Here is a 19,569-nt window from a genome sequence, read left to right as displayed (position 1 = left end):
TCAAACTCTCCATAAAATGGTTACCCAAGGCCAGATGGCCTTTAAGTACAGTTCGATCCAAGCTTGCGCTTGGCTGTGACCCCAAAGGGTCACTCTCGGTGGTCTTGCGACCTTTTGCACCTCTGGGGCCATCCGGGGAGGAGGGCCGGGTGCCTTCCCCTGTCGGGGAAGCCTGTCATCGTCATCGATACCAGATTTTCATGCATCCCGACGGAGCTTTTCAGCTTTTCCGTCGCGCCCTTTTTCTCGGGCGAAGAGAACTATAAGTCGCCAGCCGGAATCTGTCAACACCCTCAGACGTCCTCGCTCCCGGTGTCCATCCGGACCACCCGGGGCGTGAAGCGGGCCAACACATCCACCAGCTCGTTTTGCCGCGCCAGGACGTCCTCTATGCGTTTGTATGCCTGCGGCGCTTCGTCGATCCCTCCGCCGATCAGGGTCACGCCCCGCTGCGCGAGGTACGCCTGCACATCCTTCTTGGCCAGCGTGTTCGCGGCGGCCCGGCGGCCCAGCGCGCGGCCTGCGCCGTGGCTCGCGCTGTCCAGGGCGCCCGCGTTGCCGCGGCCACGGACCACGAAGCCCGGGTCAGCCATCGAGCCGGGGATCAGGCCCAGCTGCCCCTCGCGGGCGGGCGTGGCGCCCTTGCGGTGCACGATCACGTCCTGGCCGTCCACGACCTGCCGCCACGCGAGGTTGTGGCTGTTGCTGACCTGCGCCAGCGGGCGCTCGCCCAGCGCGCGGGCCAGCCGGGCGTGGATCAGGTCGTGGTTCGCCAGGGCGTAGCGGCCGGCGAGGGTCATGGCCTGCCAGTAGGCCTGGCCGTCCTCGCTGTCCAGCGGCAGCCACGCGAGGTTCTTGGCGGCCGGGTTGAGGCCCGGGTGACGCTTCTGCGCCAGCGCGGTGAAGTGGTTGGCCACCTGCGCGCCAAAGCCGCGTGAGCCGCTGTGCGACAGCACCGCGAGGTACTCGCCGGCGTCCAGGCCCAGGTCCGGCGTGTCCACGGTCAGGGTGCCGAACTCCACGAAGTGGTTCCCGCTGCCGCTGGTGCCCACCTGGGCCACGGCCTTGTCATGCAGGTGACGCAGCAGGGGCTGGTCGTCCCACGCGGCCTCGTGCAGCACCGCGTGATCCTCGCGGTCGCGCTTCTCGAAGCCGACGCCGGCGCCGAAGCGGGTGTGCTTCAGCAGCAGGGCGCGGGCCTCGTCGGTGGCCAGGCCGCCCGGCGCGGCCGGCAGCACGCTCAGCATCATCGAGCAGCCGATGTCCACGCCCACGCCGTAGGGAATGACCGCGTTCTCGGTGGCGAGCACCCCACCGATGGGCAGGCCGTAGCCCACGTGCGCGTCGGGCATCAGCGCGCCCGCCCGGCTGACCGGCAGGCGCATGGCGACGTCCATCTGGGCGCGGGCACCGGGTTCGATCAGGTCCTCGCCCCACACCGGGTACGGCAGGGGCCGGTCGCGCAAAGCCACCCCGGCCTTCGAGTCCCGCTCTGCGGCGCGGGCCAGCAGCTCGGCCGCCAGTGGGGCGTACACGCCGGCCGTGTAGGCGGCCGGATCGGCCTGCACGGCCCGCAGTTCCGTGAGGATGTCGCCCCGGTCCACGCCCGCGCGTTCCCGCTCGGTCGCGGCCGCGAGGGCCAGGCCGATCGCGGCCCGCTCGAAGCCCAGTTTGGTGATGTGCTTTCCGTTCATGTCCGTTCCGTCCCTCTGACCCGGGCGGGCCGGGCGGCCGGCTCCGAGGTCACCCTGAGGGTGTCAGGTTCGCGCGCCCGTGCCTATAGCCACAATGGCCCACCCGGCCCTGCACCATTCGGCCCAGCGGAGGATCAGCGGTGGGGGCGGGCGGCCAGCGCGTTCCGGGCCTCCTGCACCTCGTTCCACGGGAGGGTGTGGTCGCCGCGCTCCAGGGTGTCCTCCGGGCCCTTGCCGGCCAGCAGGACGGTGTCGCCGGGCCGCGCCGCGCGGATGACGTGCTCGATGGCTCCCCGCCGATCCGGGATGCTCACGAAGTTCGTGCGGCCGCCCGCGCCGCGCTCCATCTCGCGCAGGATGTCCTTCAGCGGCGTGTCGCGGTGGTCCTCCTCGGTGAAGACGGCGTGGTCCGCGAGCCGCGTGGCGACCTCGCCGAGCGGCGCGCGTTTCGAGGGATCGCGCGGCCCGCCCGCCGAGCCGAGCAGCACCCACAGCTGACCGCCCGTGGTCGCGCGCAGGGTCGTCAGCGCCTTCTCGAGGCTGGGGGGAGTGTGCGCGAAGTCCACGACCACGCGCGGGTCGTCCACGCCACCCGGCACGAGTTCCATGCGGCCCGGCACGCCCCGGAACGACGCGAGGCCCGCCACGAGGTCCGGCACCGCCGCGCCCAGGTGGGCCGCCGCCGCCATGGCCGCCAGCGCGTTGGCCACGTTGAAGCGCCCGATCATCGGCAGCGCGGCGCCAAACGCGCCCAGCGGGGACGTCACGTAGAAGTGCAGGCCGGTCGCGCGTTCCTCGATCTCGCGGGCCTGCCACTCGGCCGCCTGCCCTTCGGCGCTGTAGGTGACCTCGGTGGGGGCCACGCCGCGCAGCCGGGCGGTCCACGGATCGTCGGCGTTCAGGACGGCGAAGGGACTGCGCTCGATCAGCTGGCGCTTGGCGGCGAAGTAGTGCTCGACGCTGCCGTGGAAGTCCAGATGCTCGCTCGACAGGTGGGTCCACACGGCCACGTCCCACGCCACGCCGCGCACGCGGTCGAGCGCCAGCGCGTGCGAGCTGGCCTCCAGCACCACCGCGCCGGCGCCCGCGTGCAGCATGTCGCGCAGCGTGGCCTGCACCTGCGGGGCCTCGGGGGTCGTGAAGTGCGCGGGGAAGTGCCGCAGCACGCCGTCCGGCAGCTCGTACCCCACTGTGCTCAGCAGGCCCGTGGAAAGGCCCGCCGCGCGCAGCAGGTGACGGGTCAGCCAGCTGGTGGTGGTCTTGCCGTCGGTGCCGGTCACGCCCACCACCTTCAGGGTGCGGCTGGGCTCACCGCTCAGCGCGGCGGCGGCGTCGGCCAGGGCGGCGCGGGCGTCCGGCACCGTCAGGTACGGCAGGAGCGAGGTCTGGCCCTCGGGCAGCCCCTCGCCCAGCACGGCCACCGCGCCGGCCGCCGCGACCTGCGGGATGAAGGTGTGGCCGTCGAAGCGCGCGCCCCGGATCGCCACGAACACGTCCCCCGGCCCGGCCCACGCGGCGTTGTGCGTGACGCCCCGCACGGGCACGTCCGGCACGTCGGTGGGCAACTTCAGGGCGGCGGCAAGCTCGGGCAGGCGCATGCGGCGAGGGTAGCAGAGGGGCCGGACTGGACTTCAGCGCAGCAGCGGCAGGCCGAAGCCGTGGCCCTGCACCCGCGTGCACACCCACTCGAAGGCCTGCGGGTCGGCCACGAAGTCCAGCTCGTCGCCGCTGACGCGGATGACCGGGCACGCGTCAAACTCTGCGATCCAGCGGTCGTACAGCGCGCTCAGGCCGCCCAGGTACGCGTCCGGGATGTCCTGCTCGTAGGCGCGGCCGCGCCTGGCGATCCTGGCCTTGAGGGTGGGCAGCGAGGCGTCGATGTGGATCAGCAGGTCCGGCACGCGCAGGGCTGGCAGGATGCCCTGGTACAGGCCCCAGTACGTGTCCCAGTCGCGCTGCTCCATGTTCCCACCCTGGTAGAGATTGCGCGCGAAGATGTTGGCGTCCTCGAACACCGTGCGGTCCTGGATCACGTAGCGCGCGCCCGTCACGAGGTTCAGGTGCTGCTCCAGGCGTCTTGACAGGAAGTACACCTGCGAGTGGAAGGAGTAGCGGCGCATGTCGCCGTAGAAGTCCTCCAGGTAGGGGTTGTCGGCGTACGGCTCGTACACCGGGCGCAGGCCGTAGCGCTCGGCCAGCATGCGCGTCAGGGTGCTCTTGCCGCTGCCGATGTTTCCGGAGACCGCCAGATACATCAGTCGGCCGCCCGACCCGCCGTGAGCGCCGCGTGTACCCGCTCCAGCACGGCCTGTTCGTCCTCGGCGCGGCCCACGAAGTCCAGGCCCGCCGCGTGGATGGTCAGCAGCGGGTGGGGGTACGTGCGGAAGTACTCGTCGTAGCGCCGGGTCAGTTCGGCCAGATACGCGGCCTGCATGTCCTGCTCAAAGGGCCGGCCGCGCTTGCCGATGCGGCGCAGCAGCTCCTCGGGGTCGGCGCGCAGGTACACGACGAGGTCCGGCGTGGGCAGCCGCGGCGACAGGTGGGCGTACAGGTCCTCGTACAGCGCGAACTCGGCGTCTTTGAGGTTCATGGACGCGAAGATGAAATCCTTGTCGAACAGGTAGTCGCTCACAACCGAGTCGTGGTACAGCCCCGGCTGCCACAGCGCCGAGAGCTGCTTGAAGCGCGACAGCAGGAAGAAGGCCTGCACCTGGAAGGCGTAGGCCTCCGGCGAGGAGTAGAAGTTCGCCAGGAAGGGATTCTCCTCAACGACCTCCAGGTTCAGTTCGGCGCCGTAGCGCGCGGCCAGTCGCCCCGCGAGGCTCGTTTTTCCCACCCCGATAGGGCCTTCGACCACGATGTACATGACGGGCCGGAGTGTAGCGCGTGGCGGGCCGGGTGACCGGAAGATGACGGGCTTGACGCCGGCCCCCACACCGGGGCGGAGGCCGGCGTGCCCGTGGGGGCAGCGTCCGGCCTCGTGGAACTCAGGTCTCCCCGGCGTCGTCCTGTTCGGGGGGCTCGGTGCTGGGCGGGGCGCGCAGCCGGCCGGCCTGCCGCGTGGCCTGGGTGAGCAGGTACTCGATCTGGGCGTTCACGCTGCGCAGGTCGTCGGCCGCCCAGCGTTCCAGCGCGGCGTACAGCTCCGGGCTGATCCGCAGGGGAAAGTTCTTGCGGGGGGCCACGCCGCCCCCTCAGTACAGGCTGCCGGCGTTCACGACGGGCTGCGTGCCGCGCTCGCTGGTCAGGACGACGAGCAGGTTGCTGACCATCTGCGCCTTGCGCTCCTCGTCGAGCTGCACGATGTTCTGGTCGCTCAGTTCGCGCAGCGCCATCTCGACCATGCCGACCGCACCCTGCACGATCTGGCTGCGCGCGGCGATGATCGCGCTGGCCTGCTGGCGCTGGAGCATGGCCCCGGCGATCTCGGGCGAGTACGCCAGGTGCGACAGCCGCGCTTCCAGGATGTCCACCCCCGCGTGCTGGAGCCGCACGCCGAGTTCGCGGCGCAGGGCCTCACTCACCTCGTCGGCGTTGCCGCGCAGGCTCATGCCGCCCTCGCTGTAGTCGTCGTAGGGGTACTGGCTGGCGAGGTGACGCAGGGCGGTCTCGGCCTGGATGGCGACGAAACCGGCATAGTCCTCGACGTCGAACACGGCCCGCGCGGTGTCCACCACCCGCCACACGATCACGGCGGCGATCTCGATGGGGTTGCCGCTGGCGTCGTTCACCTTCAGGCGTTCGGAGTTGAAGTTGCGGATGCGCAGGCTGACGGTCTTGCGCACGGTCAGCGGGTTCGTCCAGTACACGCCGTTGCGCCGCTCGGTGCCCACGTAGCGGCCGAACAGCGTGAGCACCTTGCTCTGGTTGGGCTGCACGATGTAGAAGCCGCCCACCGTGAACGCCACGATGACCGCCAGCACCGCCCCCAGCGCCACGCGCTCGAAGGCGAAGCTCAGGATGGCGAGCGCCAGCAGCACCAGCCACGCGACGAAGAAGGGCACGCCGGGCAGCCCGAAGGCCGCGCGCTCGCTGCTGGCGACGCCGCTGCGCGGCGAGACGCCGCCCTGGGGGCCGGTGGAGGGGGGAACACGGTCGAGTTCGCTCATACATCACGCTCCTGTGCCGAGGATACCATCAAAGTGATATCACTTTGAAGTCATTACGGTGACCGACCGGTTCGGGTTCCCGGCAACGGCGTGAGGGGCCGGGCGATGTACACCCGGCCCCCTCCCGAACGGCCTCCTATTGCAGGGTGCGCTTGAGCAGCGTGACCTTCACGTCCACGCTCTTCTTGTTGCGCCACACGCGCAGCGTGACCGTCTGGCCCGGCCGCTTGGCCGCCACCAGGCGCGTCACGTCGAAGGAATTCAGCACGCGCACGCCGTCCACCGCCACGATTACGTCGCCCAGGGGCGCGACCAGCTGGTCGTTGTTGTTGCGGATGCTGCCGCGCAGGCCCGCCCGCGCCGCCGCGCTGCCGGCCGCGACGTCCATGACCAGCGCGCCCTCGGAACTCGTGAGGCCCGCGAGCTGCCGCAGCGCCGGCTCCAGCGAGTCCAGGTCGCGCAGGCTGGCGCCCAGCGTGCCGCGCTGCGGAACGCCGATCTTCTCCAGATCGTCGAGGCTCTGCTTGACCAGGTCGCCGGGAATGGCGATGCCGATCAGGCCCGGCACGAACAGGTTCGGCGCGGCGTTCGCGTCGGCCACGCCCACCACCGCGCCGCGCGAATCGAGCAGCGGCCCACCCGAGTTGCCCTGTTGGATGGTCGCGGTAGTGATCAGGTACTGCCCGACCTCCTGGCCCAGGTTGTCGTTGCGCGGCACGTCCTGCGCGCTGGCGATCACGCTGAACACGCCGCTGCCCACGAAGTTCTGGATCTTCAGCGGCGTGCCGATGGTGATGAGCTTCTGCCCCGGGATCAGCCGCGCGCTCTGCCCGAAGCCCAGCGTCTTGGGCGCCGTGACGCCCGTGACGCGCAGGATGGCGATGTCGATGCCGGGGTCGACGCCCTCGATCTTGGCGGGCACCTTGCGCCCGTTGTACAGCGTGACCGTCAGCGACTCGGCGTCCTTGATGACGTGGTAGTTGGTAACGATCAGGTCTTTCTTGTAGAAGAAGCCGGTGCCGGTGTCGATGGGGTCGTCACCGGTCTGGAGCACGTCCTTGCGCAGCCGGTTGTCGATCCGCACGACCGCCTGCACGGCGCTCTGCGAGACCTCGACGGTGTTGATCTCGTCCGGCGTGACCAGCGCCCGCTCAGCGCTCACGCGGCCCGTGACATAGGCGCCCACCGCGACGCCCGCGACCACCACGGCGGCCGCCACGGCGCGTCCGGCCTTCACTCGCCGCCTTTGGAACCTGTGGCGCCCTCCGACTTGGGCGCACTGCCGCCGCCCTCGGCCCCGCCCTTGCGGGAGTCGTTGGCGTAGAAGCCGCTGCCCTTGAAGGCGATGCCGGGGCGGGCCAGGATGCGCTTGACCGGCACGCCGGTCTCGGGGTGGGCGGTGTAGGCGGCGTCGCGCATGCTCTGCGTCAGTTCGTAGATCTCGCCGGTTTCGATGTTCTTGTACAGGTACGTGGGCATGGTGTGATCCTCGGGGACGAGCGTCCGGCCCGCTGGGAACCGGGATATCCGGCGCTCATCCTAGCAAGCGGGGTCCGGGACGGCCGGCCACTGGGGCCCCCAGCGGTGGTCCCCAGGCCTGAGTATCGTACTCACCGGAGTGCCCCGGTGAAATGGTATGGTGATGATGAACCGTTGGTGTCCGGTTCACACAAACAGGGCAGCGCAAGGCCCCCGGCGAGTCTGGGGGATACGAGGTGGAGGTCAGCGAGCATTCTGCGGATGCCTCCAGGCGCGCGTTTCGCGCCTACCCGTCCTTCCACGCGGAAGGAGAAGTCCGGCGATAACTCCCGTGGTGACGCGGGCATAAGGCAGGACAGAACGCACTCAACTCCACAGACACCCCTGTGACGTTCCACGTGGACGGCGCGGCTGGCCCCTGATGCCGGCCCAGCCACCGGCATGGGCGCACGGGCTGGAGCCTCTATGTGCGGAATCGTCGGATACATCGGCCCCCGGCAGGCGCAGGACGTCCTCATCTCCGGGCTGGCGAAGCTCGAATACCGCGGCTACGACAGCGCGGGCGTCGCGGTGCGGGACGCCGGGCAGATCACGGTCATGAAGAAGGCCGGCAAACTCGCCAACCTCAGCGGTGAACTCCAGGGCCGGCCGCTCGCCGGCACCCTGGGCATCGGGCACACGCGCTGGGCCACGCACGGCCTGCCGAACGACACCAACGCCCACCCGCACGCGACCGAGGACGGCCGCATCGTCATCATCCACAACGGCATCATCGAGAACTACCTGAGCCTCAAAGAGGGGCTCCAGGCCCGCGGACACATCTTCAAGAGCGAGACCGACAGCGAGGTGCTGGCCCACCTGATCGAGGAGGCCTACACCGGCGACCTGGAACAGGCGGTGCGGGACGCCCTGCGGCAGGTGCGCGGCGCGTACGGCATCGTGGTGACGCACGTGGACCACCGCGAGATCGTCGCGGCGCGCACCGTCAGCCCGCTGGTGATGGGCGTGGGCGAGGGCGAGATGTTCCTGGCGTCCGACGTGCCCGCCCTGCTGGCGTACACCCGCAACATGGTCTTCCTGCACGACGGCGACATGGTGGTGCTGCACGACGACGGTTTCCGGGTCACGGACCTGGCCGGCACCCCGCAGAGCCGCGCCATCGAGCACATCGAGTGGGACGCCGAGGCGGCCGAGAAGGGCGGCTACGACACCTACATGCTCAAGGAGATCTACGAGCAGCCGCAGGCGCTGACCAACACCCTGATCGGCCGCCTGCACGACGACACCGGCGAGGTGAACCTCGACATCAACCTCGATCCGTCGTCGTTCAAGCGCATCTCGATCATCGCGTGCGGCACGGCCTTCTACGCCGGGCTGGTCGGCGAGTACCTGATCGAGCAGCTCGCGCGCATTCCGGTCGAGGTGGACGTGGCCTCCGAGTACCGCTACCGCGATCCGCTGGTCAGCGAGCACACCCTGGCCATCGTGGTGAGCCAGAGCGGCGAGACCATCGACACCCTGGAAGCGCTGCGCGAGGCCAAGAAGTTTGGCGCCAGGACGCTGGGCGTGATCAACGCCAAGGGGTCCTCGATGACGCGCGAGCTGGACGACACGCTGTACATCCACGCCGGACCCGAGATCGGCGTGGCGAGCACCAAGGCGTACACCAGCATGGTCAGCGCCTTCGTGATGCTGGCGCTGTGGCTGGGCCGCGCGCGCGGCACCCTCAGTGAGGAGCAGGGCACCGAACTGCTGCACGCTGCCCGCTCCCTGCCCCGCCTCGTCGAGGAAGCCCTGAGCCCGGAGCGTGTGGCGCGCATCAAGGAGGTCGCGGAGAAGTACGCGCACGCCCGCGACTACCTGTTCCTGGGCCGCGGCGTGAACTCGCCCACCGCCTACGAGGGCGCCCTGAAGCTCAAAGAGATCTCCTACATCCACGCCGAGGCCTACGCGGCCGGCGAGATGAAGCACGGCCCGATTGCCCTGATCGACGCGAACCTGCCGGTCGCGGTGATCGCCACCGAGAGCAGACTGCTGGAAAAGACCATCTCCAACGTGCAGGAAGTCCGCGCCCGCGCCGGCCGGGTGATTCTGTTCCTGTCGGACGGCGACACCGAGAACGCCCGCCACGGTGACGACGTGATCTACGTGCCCCGCGCGCACGAGATGGTCTCCCCTGTCGTGAACGCGGTCGCCATGCAGCTCCTGGCGTACTTCACGGCCACGGCGCTCGGCAAGGACGTGGACAAGCCGCGCAACCTCGCCAAGAGCGTGACGGTCGAGTAGCCAGGCAAAGGAAGGGGGCGGCTCCACTCTGGACGCCGCCCCCTTCTGCCGTCACCTCAGCGGCTGGCCCACAGTTCCACCAGGCCGCGCAGGGTCAGGGTCTCGTCGTAGTGGTCAATCTCGCGGCAGATGCCCTCAATGGTACGCGCGAAGCCGCCGGTGGCGACCGCGACCGCCGGGCCGGGCAGTTCCGCGCGGATGCGGCGCAGCAGGCCGTCCACCATCTCGGCGTAGCCGTACACCAGCCCGGATTGCAGGGCGTGCACGGTGTTCTTGCCGATGGCACTCTGCGGCGCGCTCAGGGTGATGCGCGGCAGTTTGGCGGCGCGGGCGAACAGCGCGTCGGCGCTGACCTGCGCGCCCGTGGCGAGCACGCCGCCGATGAAGCGCCGGCCCCGGCCGATCACGTCGAAGTTGGTGCTGGTGCCGAAATCCACCACGACCACGTAGTCACGCCCGTCCATGTACTTCTCCGCGCCGAACAGGTTGCACAGCCGGTCCGCGCCCACGGCGTCCGGCTGGTCGAGTTCCACGGACACGTCCGGCAGGTTCATGGCGGCCACGCTGAAGGCCTCGACGCCGTAGTGGCGGCGCAGCGCGAGCTGGTAGTTCTCGCCCACGGGCGGCGCCACGGAACTCAGCACCGCCGACCGGGGCGGGGCGGCGCCGGTCAGCGTGAACAGGCCATGCAGTTGCAGCGCCAGGTCGTCGGGCAACACGTCGCGGTTGGTGCGCAGCCGCCACGTGTGCGTGAGGTTCAGGCCCTCGTCCGCGAGGCCCAGCACAGTGCTGGTGTTGCCGATGTCCACGGCCAGGAGGGGAAAGGCGGGCACGCCCCGCATTCTACCGGCCGCCCACGCGGGCCGATCAGGGTTTGGGGAAGGCCACGTAGAAGGTCGCGCCGTCGCCGGGATGGCTCTCGGCCCACACGCGCCCGCCGTGCCGCTCGACGATACGCTTGACGTTGGCGAGGCCCATGCCCACGCCCTCGAACTCGCGTCCGCTGTGGAGCCGCTGGAACGCCCCGAACAGCCGGTGGACGTACTGCGGATTGAAGCCCACGCCGTCGTCCTGAACGAACACGATCCACTCGTCCGGCGTGGCCCTGGCCCCCACCTCGATGGACGCGCGCTCCCGGCCGGAGGTGTACTTGATGGCGTTGCCGAGCAGGTTCTCGAAGGCCAGCCGCAGCAGTTCCGCGTCGCCGCGCACCACGGGCAGGTCGCGGGCCAGCCACTCGATCCGCCGGCCCTGCGTTTCCGGGTTCAGGTTCGCCCACGCCCGCCGCACGACCTGCGTGAGCTCCACGTCCTCGAAGCGCAGGGTCGCCTGCGACACGCGGGCCAGCCCCAGCAGTTCCGTGATCATCCCGTCGAGCCGCCCCGAGGCCCCGTCGATGACGTCCATCAGGCGGCGGTCGTCACCGTTCAGGCGCTCGCTGGCCCTGGCGCGGAGCAGCTGCATGAAACTGCGGACGTGCCGCACCGGGGTGCGCAGATCGTGCGACACGGCGCCCACAAAGGCGTCGAGTTCGTCGCGTTCGGTGCGCAGCGCCTGGGTCCTCACCCGGACGACCTGATCCACCTCGGAATCGAGGTCGGCCTCGCGGATCTCGGCGTGCCGGCGTTCGCTGATGTCCTCGTGCAGGACCGTGGCGTAGCGGGCGGCGCCGTCCATGAACGCCGTGATCCGCACGCGAAACCAGCGTTCGTGGGTGGGGCTGTGGCAGGGGTATTCGGCGTCGAAGGTCTCCGTCCGCCCTTCCAGCACGTCCCGCAGACCCTGCGCCACGGCAGGACCCTCGTCGGCGCAGGGACCGTCGGCGTTGTCGCAGGCCTGGAGGTAGCTGCTGCCCACGCCGCAGGCGACCTCGGTGCCGCCGTTGTCGGTCATGAACGTCAACCACGCGCGGTTGACCAGTCGCACCGTTCCAGCAGCGTCCACCACGGCCATGGTGTCCCGGACGGTGTCGAACGCACTCTGTACCGCCGTAGCCGGCAAGACCCCGCTGACATCGGATGGCGGCTGGGGCTGGGTGCGGCGGTTGTGCTGACCCACTGGAAGACCTCCCGATCCTTCCACTCTTGTACCATCGGTCAGCACCGGCCACCCATCAGGCTTTCTTTACCTGCGGATGGGTCCGGGGGGGCTGGACGACCCCCCTACTGGAAGGCGCCCAGGTCGAGGGGAATGCTGTACGCGCAGGCGGTGTCGGCCTCGGTCCGCAGCAGCAACTCGGTCTTGTCGCTCGCGCCGATGCCGGCCTTGAGCGGCTGGAAGTAGTACACCAGCGTGCCGCTCCACCCGCCCGCGTCCTGCTTGAAGTCGTTCACGTACGACGTGCGTTCCGGCGCGATCAGCTTGCCGTCCGGTCCCTTGAGGCGCACCAGGTACGCGCCGCGCGCCTGCTGGCTGGGCAGGCCAGCCACGGCGATGTCCACGCGCAGGTCGCCGTCGGCCAGCCGCGCGGCCGTCAGGTCGGGGCCCAGGGCGTCTGCCACGCTCAGGTTCTGGAACTTGTTGCGGGCGTCCTGCGCCTGGAAGGCCAGTTCGTCCGCCTGCCCGCTGAGGGTGATGGTGCGCGGCCGGCTGCCCTTGCCGGGCACCGGCGGCTCGGCCAGCCAGTCGCTCACGCAGCTTGCCCCGCCGTCGAAGGCGGTCACGGCAGCCGGGCCGGACGCGAAGGCGCCGTTCTTGACGCTCAGGTCGACGGTCAGGAAGGTCACCACCGGGTCGCGGCGGGCGTACACGCCGTCGATGACGTTCTTGGCGGTGGTCTCCTCCAGTTTCGGCACCCACGCGTGGGCGGGCGCGGACAGGGCGAGCAGGCCCAGCAGGGCGGCGGACACGGCGGACGTGGACGGGATGTGGCGCATGCAGGTGATCTCCTGAAATTGAAACGGACGGCGCGGCGCGCTCAGTCCTTGAGGTACACGACGCGGCAGGCCTCGCCCGCCGACCGGAACAGCGCCGTGCCCGTGATGTTCAGCGCCACGTCGGTGTACACGCTGGACTGCGGGGCCAGGGCGTTGGGCCGGATGCGGACCGCCTTGATGCGCGTGACGTTGGAATAGGACGCGATCTGGGCCTCGGACGTGATGTAGGTGTGCAGGTTGCCCTCCTGCACGAGGTCGTTGCTGACCCCGCGGATCAGGGCGGCGTCGGGCCACAGCTTGCGGCCCTGGTCGTCGTACACGGCGCTGGTCATGTCCCGCTGGAAATTTCCCAGGCCGCGCACGTCGATCACGACCGTGCACGACAGCGGCTTGCCGGCCGAGGCGCTGGCACCCGCTCCGGCGGCGCCCGCACGGGCCGACACGCCGCCGGCACCGCCCGCGCCACCACCGGGGCCGGCGTCACCGCCCCCGTTCCCGGCCGGGGCCACGCCCCCGCTGCCCGGGCCGGACCCGGCAGGAGCGCCCGCTCCCGGGCCACCGGCGCCCGTACCCGCGCCGCGCGCAGCCGGCGTGTCTCCGACTCCGCCCGCGCCGCCGCTGCCGGACCCGGCGCTGCCCGCGCCTGCAGGTGGACTGACCGGCGTGACCGGCGCCGGACCGCTGCCCTCGGCCGCGCGGGCGGGGGCCGGAGAGGAGGCGGTGCCGCGCCCCGGCGCCCGGGCCGGGGTGGCGGCCGGGCTGGCCGGGGCCACCGGTGCCGACGACGCGGGCGCGATGGGCCGCGCCGCCACGGGCGCCGACTCGGAGGTCCCGGTGCCCCGTGCCGCGACCGGCGCGGTCGCCGCCGCCGGGGCTGGTTCCACCGCCGCCGTGCCGCGCGAGGTGGTCGGCGTGACCGGCGCCGGGGTGACGTCGGGCGAGGTTGTCGGCACCGACGACGCGCGGGGGACCGTGGGCGCGCTCTCCACCGGAGCGGGCGCGGCCGGCGTGATCGGTTCTGCGGCCGGAGCGGTCGGGGTCAGGGACGGACGCGACGCGACCGGCGCGGCGGGCGTCACCGGCTCGATCGGGGCCGGCACGGTCGCAGAACGGGCCGACGCGGCGCTTGTGCCGGGCGTGCGGGTGGCCGCACCCGCCGACGTGGTGGGCGCCGCGGTGGTCGGCGCCGGCGTCGCCCGGGCCGTGGGAGCGGACGCCACCGGGTCCGCCGGAGTAGACGCGGCCGTGCGGCGCGAAGGCGCGGCCGCGACCGGCGCCGTGGGCTGCGCGGCGGGCTGGGTCCGGACAGCGGTCGAGGGTCGCGGCGGGGCACTTGGCGTCGGCGTGACCGTCCGCGCCGGCCGGGTCGCCTCGGTGGGCCGGGCCGCTGGGGACGGGTTGACCGGGCGGGTGGGCGCTGCCGTCGCCGGCGTGGGCCGTGGGGCCGGCGCGACAGGTGCCGGTTCCTGGCGGGCCGGCCCCGACGCGCGGGCCGTCTGGGCGGGCGCCGGGGTACGCGCCGGGACCGGCGCTGGGGCGGCCACAGCCGCCGGTGCCGGACTGGTCTTCGCGGGAGCCGACGCCGCGCGGTCAGCCGCCGGGGTGGTCGCGGGACGCGTTGCTGGAGCCGCCGCCGTGGTCGCCCGGGGACGCGGCGCAGGTGCAGGGGCCACGGCCACCGGCCTGACCGGAACGGCCGGCGTGACCTTCGCGGGCGTGGGCACGGCCGGCGTGGGCGCCTCGGCGTCCGGCACCACGGGGTCGGGTATCGCAGGGTCGGGCGTCGGCTCGGGCACGGGGGTGTCCGGGAACTTGTTCGGCGGGATCACCACGGACGTGGCCGGGGTGGCCGTCTGGCTCGGCGCCTCCGCGGGCGTGAGCGGCACGACCTCCAGCGGCGTGGAGGAGGCAGGTGGCAAGCGCACGTCCGCGAGGAACAGCAGCAGGCCGCCCAGCAGGGTCACGTGCACCGCCACGGTGGCGAGCGTGGCGCGGCGGCGTTCACGCACCTCGGCCGGCGAGGGGGGGCGCTGCCGGCCGGGGCCGGGTGCGGAACCGGGCACGGGCGAACTGGTCACGGAGCGGCCCTCGTGCCCAGCGCGAGCTTCTGCCCGCCGGCGCGGCGGATCTCGTCCATCACGCCCACCACCGTGCCGTACTGGCCCTTCTCGTCGGCACGCAGGCCCACCACACCGCCGGACGCGCCCAGCAGGGGCCTGAGTTGCCCGGCCAGGTCGGTCAGGGTGGTCGCCTGTCCGTTCAGGAAGACCTTCCCGGCGCTGTCCACGCTGACCACCGGCAGGCTGCTGGTCTGCTGCACGCTGGTGCTCGCGCCGGGCAGCGTGATCGGCACCGAGCGGTCACGCGGCGCGAGGCTACTGGTCAGGAAGAAGAAGATCAGCAGCAGCAGCACCACGTCCACCATCGGCGCAAAGTCGAAGGTGACGGCGTCCCCGCCCCGCGCGCGCGCCCTCACCGGGACCTCCCTCCCACGACCGGGGCGCCGAACTCCAGGGCGACGTCCGGCCGGCCTCCCAGCGGCGCGGTGGGCCGCCGCAACCAGCCCGGCACCTCCTCGCGGACGCGCTCGGCCTGCGTGGCGATGCGGTCGGCACGGGCGCGCAGGGCGCCGCGCGCCACGTAGGCGACGATGGCCACGATCAGCCCGCCGGCCGTATTGATCAGCGCCTCGCTGATGCCGGTGGCGAGCTGCTCCGGGGTGGGCGCGGTCGTCTGGCTGAACACCAGGAACGAGCGCACCATGCCAATTACGGTGCCCAGCAGGCCCAGCAGCGGCGCGACCTGGGCAGCGGTGCCCAGGGCGCTCAGGCCGGCGTAGAGACGGTCTTCCTCGACCAGCACCGCGCCCTGCATGGCGCTCGTGGCGGCCTCCACACCGCGGTCGGCGCGGCCCAGGCCGGCGCGCAGCACGCCCACGGCGGGGCTCGGGTGCGCGGCGCGGTCGATCTCGGCCAGGGCGGCGGCGGGGCCACTCTCGGCCGTGAGCGCGCGGGCCCGCTCGATCAAGGCGCTGGCGTCCTTGCCGAGCCGTGCCAGCACCTGCGCCCGCACCGCGACCACGTAGACGACGTACACGGACAGCAGCAGCAGCACCCACAGCAGCGGTCCGGCCGCGCGGATCAGGTCGAGGACGTTCACACAAACGGAGTAACACACCGCCCCGTGGCAAGCGTGAAAGGCGGGTGCGTGTCCCTCATCCGCCGGTCATCTGGCCGTCAGGTCGCGGCCGCGCGGCAACACGGAATCCTCAGCAAACCACTCGACTTTGGGGTCCGGAGGCGAGTAAAATACCAGGGCAAGTAGGAATCATTCTCAAGAAGAGGATGCTGACGCCCGCTCGATCCACCCCAGCCCACACCCGCAGCGGGCGTGCCAAGGAGACCCATGACCCAGGAGACTTCCCCTCACCAGCTCGAAATCCGTGACCTGCACGCCAACGTGGACGGCCTGCCCATCCTCAAGGGCATCAACCTCACCGTGCCCCGGGGCGAACTGCACGCCATCATGGGGCCCAACGGCAACGGCAAGAGCACGCTGGCCAAGGTCATCGTCGGCGACCCCGAATACACCGTCACGTCCGGCGAGGTGCTGGTGGACGGCCAGAACATCCTGGAGATGGAACCCGACGAGCGCGCGCGCCTGGGCGTGTTCCTGGCGTTCCAGTACCCGGTCGAGATCCCCGGCGTGACCATCGCCAACTTCCTGCGCCTCGCCATGCAGGCCCGCAAGGAAGAGGGCGAGGAAGTGAGCTTCACCGAGTTCTACGGCAAGCTCCAGAGCGCCCTCAAGACGCTGGATTGGGACGAGAGCATCGTCGAGCGCTACCTCAACGCCGGCTTCTCCGGCGGCGAGAAGAAGCGCAACGAGATTCTGCAGATGCTGATGCTCGACCCGAACTACATCATCATGGACGAGACCGACTCCGGCCTGGACGTGGACGCGCTGAAGATCGTCGCCAAGGGCGTGAACTCTATGCGTGGCCCGAACCTGGGCGGCCTGATCATCACCCACTACCAGCGTCTGCTCGACTACATCGTGCCGGACCGCGTGCACATCATCGTGGACGGCCGAGTGGTGCAGTCCGGCGGCCCCGAACTCGCCAAGAAGCTCGACACCGAGGGCTACGACTGGGTGAAAGAGCTGGCGACCGCCTGAGGGCGGCATCAGAACGTCACACGGTCTGATTGTCCACACGAAGATCTGTTCGATCGTCAGACCGTCAGACCCCCGAAGGAGTCACCATGACCATCAATCCTGAAGTTGGCGACATCAACAGCTCGTACGAGTACGGCTGGAGCAACCCCGAACGCTACGCGATCAAGGCGCCCAAGGGCCTGAGCCGCGACGTGGTCGAGATGATCAGCAAGGCCAAGGACGAACCCCAGTGGATGCTGGACTTCCGTCTCAAGGCGCTGGACATCTTCCTGAGCAAGCCCATGCCCACGTGGGGCGCGGACCTGAGCGGCCTGAACCTCGACGAGATCTACTACTACATCAAGCCCGAGGGCTTCAACGCCCGCTCGTGGGACGACGTGCCGGACGACGTGAAGCAGACCTTCGAACGCCTGGGCATCCCCGAGGCCGAACGCGCCGCGCTGGCCGGTGTGGGCGCGCAGTACGAATCCGAGATGGTCTACCACAACCTCAAGGAGGAGTGGGAGAAGCTCGGCGTGGTGTTCCTGAGCATCGAGGACGGCCTGAAGGAGTACCCGGAGCTGTTCCGCGAGCACTTCGCCACCATCATCCCGCCCGAGGACAATAAGTTCGCCGCCATCAACTCGGCCGTGTGGTCCGGTGGCAGCTTCGTGTACATCCCCAAGGGCGTCAAGGTGGACATCCCCCTCCAGACGTACTTCCGCATCAACGCCGAGAGCAGCGGGCAGTTCGAGCGTACGCTGATCATCGTGGATGAGGGCGCGCAGGCCCACTACATCGAGGGCTGCACCGCCCCGGCGTACTCCAGCGACTCCTTCCACTCCGGCGTGATCGAGATCGTGGTGAAAGAAGGCGCGCGCTTCCGCTACTCGACGATCCAGAACTGGAGCCACAACGTCTACAACCTCGTGACCCAGCGCGCCGCCGTGTACGGCAACGGCGTGATGGAATGGGTGGACGGTAACCTGGGCAGCAAGGTCACCATGAAGTACCCCGCGTGCTACCTGCTCGAAGACGGCGCGCGCGGCGAGGTGCTGTCCATCGCCATGGCCGGACGCGGTCAGCACCAGGACGCCGGCGCGAAGATCGTGCACTTCGCTCCGCATACCAGCGGCACCATCGTGTCCAAGAGCATCAGCAAGGACTCGGGCCGCTCGTCATACCGCGGCCTCGTGAAGATCTACGAGGGGGCCAGGGGCTCCAAGACGAACGTGGAGTGCGACGCCCTGCTGCTGGACGAGGAAGCCCGCACCGACACGTACCCGTACATCGAGATCGAGGAGAAGGACGCGCGCGTGGGTCACGAGGCGACCGTCTCCAAGATCAACGACGACCAGATCCTGTACCTCCAGAGCCGCGGCCTGAGCGAGGACGAGGCGGCCGGCCTGATCGTGCGCGGCTTCATCGAGCCGATCGCCAAGGAACTGCCGCTGGAATACGCGGTGGAACTCAACCGCCTGATCGAACTGGAAATGGAAGGCAGCGTCGGCTGAACGCGGCGCGCGGCGCGGAGGCTGCTGCGGCAGGTTCCGCGCCACTGTGGAGAAACAATGACCCAATTCAATGATCAACTCGCGCAGCACGGCGGCCCGGAGTGGCTGACCGCCCGGCGTCAGCAGTCGCTGGAGCTGTTCAACACGCTGGTCGTGCCGACCGAGAGCGTGGAGGCATGGAAGTACACGCAGGTGGACGTGGACTTCACGGCCCTGCGCCCGCACGGCAAGCGCGACGTGGTGTCGGACGTGGCGCAGCTTCCGGCCAGCGTGCAGACCCGCCTGAGCAGCACGGACGTGGGCGCCTTCCTGGTGCTTGACGGCCCGGACGTGGTGTACCGCACAGAACTGCCCGCCGAACTGAGCGCCAGGGGCGTCATCTTCACCGACCTGAAGACGGCGGTCGAGCAGCACGCAGACAAGGTGCAGCAGTACCTGTACTCCGTGGTGCCGGCCGAGGTGCCGGACGACACGACCATCGCCGCGCCGGGCACCACGCCCAGCAAGAGCCCCGACCCCAGCGAGGGCAAGTTCTCCGCGCTGGCTGCGGCCCTGTGGACGAACGGCGCGTTCGTGTACGTCCCGCGCGGCGTGGAAGTCGAGCTGCCGCTGGGCTCGTTCCGCGTGATGAGCGAGGCCGGCACCTACACCGCGACCCGCACGCTGGTCGTGGCCGAGGAGAACGCTCAGGTCACGTTCATCGACGAGCAGGACAGCGAAGCGCTGCCCGGCACCTACGCGATCGGCGCGGTGGAGCTGGTCGTGAAGGACGGCGCGCGCGTGCGGTACGTCAGCATCCAGAACTGGGGCGAGGGCGTGACGCACATCCAGCGCCAGCGCGGCGACGTGGGCCGTGACGCCACCCTGAACTCGCTGGTCGTGACCATGGGCGGCACCCTGTCGCGCACGGAGATGCAGTCGTACCTGCGCGGCCAGGGCTCGGACTCCGAGATGCTCGCGCTGTACTTTGCCAACGAGAACCAGCACTTCGACCACTACACACTCCAGCACCACGCAGCAGCAAACGCGCACAGCGACCTGCTGTACAAGGGCGTGAACGACGACCAGTCGGTGGGCGTGTTCAGCGGCATGATCAAGGTGGACCTGGGCGCCCAGAAGACCGACGCGTACCAGAAGCACCGCACCCTGATGCTGTCTAGCGAGGCCCGCAACTTCAGCGTGCCGCAGCTGGAGATCAACGCGAACGACGTGCGCTGCTCGCACGGCAGCACCACCAGCCCGGTGGATCAGGAAGCGCTGTTCTTCCTCCGCTCGCGCGGCATCAGCCGGGAAACGGCCGAGAAGATGCTCGTCACGGCCTTCCTGGAGGACGTGCTGGGGCGCGTGCCGCTCGCCAGCGTCGTGAAGTACATCGAGGGCATCATCGCCAAGAAAGTCGGCGCGGTCTAGGTCCAACGCGGCTCGGAAGCGGTCAGTCCCCGGGGCTGGCCGCTTT

At 70.4% G+C, this 19,569-nt stretch carries 18 protein-coding genes; 4 read left to right on the top strand and 14 right to left on the bottom strand.

Annotated features, from left to right (window positions below; genetic code table 11):
- Positions 1-293 precede the first annotated feature (293 nt).
- The 8 genes from HNQ07_RS21705 to HNQ07_RS21670 all read right to left on the bottom strand — a co-directional run bounded on the left by HNQ07_RS21705 (position 294) and on the right by HNQ07_RS21670 (position 7,282).
- Positions 294-1,694 carry an RtcB family protein gene (locus HNQ07_RS21705; RefSeq protein WP_184115739.1) on the bottom strand — a complete coding sequence of 467 codons (1,401 nt, stop codon included), beginning with the start codon at positions 1,692-1,694 and terminating at the stop codon, positions 294-296.
- Positions 1,695-1,828: 134 nt separating this feature from the next.
- Positions 1,829-3,292 carry a UDP-N-acetylmuramoyl-L-alanyl-D-glutamate--2,6-diaminopimelate ligase gene (locus HNQ07_RS21700; protein WP_184115737.1) on the bottom strand — a complete coding sequence of 488 codons (1,464 nt, stop codon included), beginning with the start codon at positions 3,290-3,292 and terminating at the stop codon, positions 1,829-1,831.
- A gap of 33 nt (positions 3,293-3,325) precedes the next feature.
- Positions 3,326-3,949, bottom strand: a complete 624-nt coding sequence (locus HNQ07_RS21695) for a deoxynucleoside kinase (protein ID WP_184115735.1) — start codon at positions 3,947-3,949, stop codon at positions 3,326-3,328.
- The gene (locus tag HNQ07_RS21690; RefSeq protein ID WP_184115732.1) at positions 3,949-4,560 is read right to left on the bottom strand and encodes a deoxynucleoside kinase; all 612 of its coding nucleotides are present in this window, start codon (positions 4,558-4,560) and stop codon (positions 3,949-3,951) included. Before HNQ07_RS21690 ends, HNQ07_RS21695 begins: the two co-directional genes overlap by 1 nt.
- Positions 4,561-4,681: 121 nt before the next feature.
- Complete coding sequence (locus tag HNQ07_RS21685; RefSeq protein WP_184115730.1) at positions 4,682-4,879, bottom strand: type II toxin-antitoxin system antitoxin; 198 nt, start codon at positions 4,877-4,879, stop codon at positions 4,682-4,684.
- Between the two features lie 9 nt (positions 4,880-4,888).
- Positions 4,889-5,803, bottom strand: coding sequence for an SPFH domain-containing protein (locus HNQ07_RS21680; RefSeq protein WP_184115728.1), 915 nt, complete (start codon positions 5,801-5,803; stop codon positions 4,889-4,891).
- Positions 5,804-5,939: 136 nt separating this feature from the next.
- Positions 5,940-7,040, bottom strand: a complete 1,101-nt coding sequence (locus HNQ07_RS21675; protein WP_184115726.1) for a S1C family serine protease — start codon at positions 7,038-7,040, stop codon at positions 5,940-5,942.
- Positions 7,037-7,282: an FmdB family zinc ribbon protein gene (locus HNQ07_RS21670; RefSeq protein WP_184115724.1), complete on the bottom strand. Its 246-nt coding sequence runs from the start codon at positions 7,280-7,282 to the stop codon at positions 7,037-7,039. Before HNQ07_RS21670 ends, HNQ07_RS21675 begins: the two co-directional genes overlap by 4 nt.
- Positions 7,283-7,747: 465 nt before the next feature.
- On the opposite strand from HNQ07_RS21670, the gene glmS reads away from it, so the two are divergent.
- Positions 7,748-9,568 (top strand): glutamine--fructose-6-phosphate transaminase (isomerizing), encoded by a 1,821-nt coding sequence (gene glmS / locus HNQ07_RS21665; RefSeq protein ID WP_184115722.1) that lies wholly within the window; start codon positions 7,748-7,750, stop codon positions 9,566-9,568.
- Between the two features lie 56 nt (positions 9,569-9,624).
- On the opposite strand, the gene HNQ07_RS21660 is transcribed toward glmS, so the two are convergent.
- From HNQ07_RS21660 to HNQ07_RS21635, 6 genes are all read right to left on the bottom strand, one after another.
- On the bottom strand, positions 9,625-10,401 hold the full coding sequence (locus tag HNQ07_RS21660; RefSeq protein WP_184115720.1) for a type III pantothenate kinase: 777 nt from the start codon (positions 10,399-10,401) through the stop codon (positions 9,625-9,627).
- A 34-nt stretch (positions 10,402-10,435) separates the two neighbouring features.
- Positions 10,436-11,569 (bottom strand): sensor histidine kinase, encoded by a 1,134-nt coding sequence (locus HNQ07_RS21655; RefSeq protein WP_184115718.1) that lies wholly within the window; start codon positions 11,567-11,569, stop codon positions 10,436-10,438.
- Positions 11,570-11,730: 161 nt separating this feature from the next.
- Positions 11,731-12,444 (bottom strand): hypothetical protein, encoded by a 714-nt coding sequence (locus tag HNQ07_RS21650; protein WP_184115716.1) that lies wholly within the window; start codon positions 12,442-12,444, stop codon positions 11,731-11,733.
- A 41-nt stretch (positions 12,445-12,485) separates the two neighbouring features.
- The gene (locus HNQ07_RS21645; RefSeq protein ID WP_184115714.1) at positions 12,486-14,522 is read right to left on the bottom strand and encodes a hypothetical protein; all 2,037 of its coding nucleotides are present in this window, start codon (positions 14,520-14,522) and stop codon (positions 12,486-12,488) included.
- Entirely contained in the window at positions 14,519-14,920 is a 402-nt protein-coding gene (locus HNQ07_RS21640; RefSeq protein ID WP_184115712.1) for an ExbD/TolR family protein, read from the bottom strand. The genes HNQ07_RS21645 and HNQ07_RS21640 overlap by 4 nt, the downstream gene beginning before the upstream one ends.
- Positions 14,917-15,603: a MotA/TolQ/ExbB proton channel family protein gene (locus HNQ07_RS21635; protein WP_184115710.1), complete on the bottom strand. Its 687-nt coding sequence runs from the start codon at positions 15,601-15,603 to the stop codon at positions 14,917-14,919. Before HNQ07_RS21635 ends, HNQ07_RS21640 begins: the two co-directional genes overlap by 4 nt.
- Before the next feature lie 246 nt (positions 15,604-15,849).
- Between HNQ07_RS21635 and sufC the strand changes: the two genes are divergently transcribed.
- The 3 genes from sufC (at position 15,850) to sufD (ending at position 19,523) form a co-directional block, all read left to right on the top strand.
- Positions 15,850-16,620: a Fe-S cluster assembly ATPase SufC gene (gene sufC, locus HNQ07_RS21630; RefSeq protein ID WP_184115708.1), complete on the top strand. Its 771-nt coding sequence runs from the start codon at positions 15,850-15,852 to the stop codon at positions 16,618-16,620.
- An 86-nt stretch (positions 16,621-16,706) separates the two neighbouring features.
- A complete protein-coding gene (gene sufB, locus HNQ07_RS21625) occupies positions 16,707-18,113 on the top strand; it encodes a Fe-S cluster assembly protein SufB (RefSeq protein WP_184115706.1) in 1,407 nt (468 codons plus the stop codon).
- A 57-nt stretch (positions 18,114-18,170) separates the two neighbouring features.
- Complete coding sequence (sufD, locus tag HNQ07_RS21620; RefSeq protein WP_184115704.1) at positions 18,171-19,523, top strand: Fe-S cluster assembly protein SufD; 1,353 nt, start codon at positions 18,171-18,173, stop codon at positions 19,521-19,523.
- The last annotated feature ends 46 nt before the right edge of the window (positions 19,524-19,569 follow it).

The organism is Deinococcus metalli (assembly GCF_014201805.1).
Classification (GTDB): Bacteria; Deinococcota; Deinococci; order Deinococcales; family Deinococcaceae; genus Deinococcus; species Deinococcus metalli.
The sequence above is the reverse complement of the archived record's forward strand: the minus strand, read 5'-3'. Positions and strand labels throughout refer to the sequence as shown.